The following is a 313-nucleotide window of genomic DNA, read 5'->3' as shown; positions in this document are numbered from 1 at the left end:
GTATATACTTTTGAGTTGAAAGTGATTCCGTTGCATACCGTCGGGTGCGCCCGGAAGAATTCATCCAGTAATTTATAATCCTCGTCCGGAATAAAGGCCTTGCGAATCTCTTTTCCATCCTCATCCCGAATAGGTATGTTTTGTAAGTTTGGATTACTGGAAAGTACTTACGAAGCATGTTTATGTTATGAATTAGAAAAAGAGAATCTCTTTTTTGAAAAGCAAAAAGAGCTGCCGGTTATTGGTCCACATTCCGGGGATTTCTCCAAGACCTGTATCGCGCCAAGCTGATACGTAACAATATTAACGACTT

General features: G+C 40.3%; 1 protein-coding gene and 1 pseudogene. One reads left to right on the top strand and one right to left on the bottom strand.

Translation table 11 applies throughout. The annotated features are described in order from the left end of the window. Positions 1 to 161, bottom strand: a pseudogene (locus D0T60_RS19125) (DNA polymerase); the annotation flags it as partial. Here D0T60_RS19125 and D0T60_RS18590 point away from each other — a divergent pair. Next, complete coding sequence (locus tag D0T60_RS18590; protein ID WP_163219978.1) at positions 136 to 291, top strand: GxxExxY protein; 156 nt, start codon at positions 136 to 138, stop codon at positions 289 to 291. The pseudogene D0T60_RS19125 and the gene D0T60_RS18590 sit on opposite strands and share 26 nt — an antisense overlap. Positions 292 to 313 lie beyond the last annotated feature (22 nt).

The sequence above is a fragment of the Bacteroides sp. 224 genome (assembly GCF_010500995.1).
GTDB lineage: Bacteria > Bacteroidota > Bacteroidia > Bacteroidales > Bacteroidaceae > Bacteroides.
The sequence above is the reverse complement of the archived record's forward strand: the minus strand, read 5'-3'. Positions and strand labels throughout refer to the sequence as shown.

Excerpts from the sequence above, each read along its gene's own strand:
- D0T60_RS18590 (WP_163219978.1), top strand. The coding sequence starts at position 136 with ATGTTTTGTAAGTTTGGATTACTGGAAAGTACTTACGAAGCATGTTTA.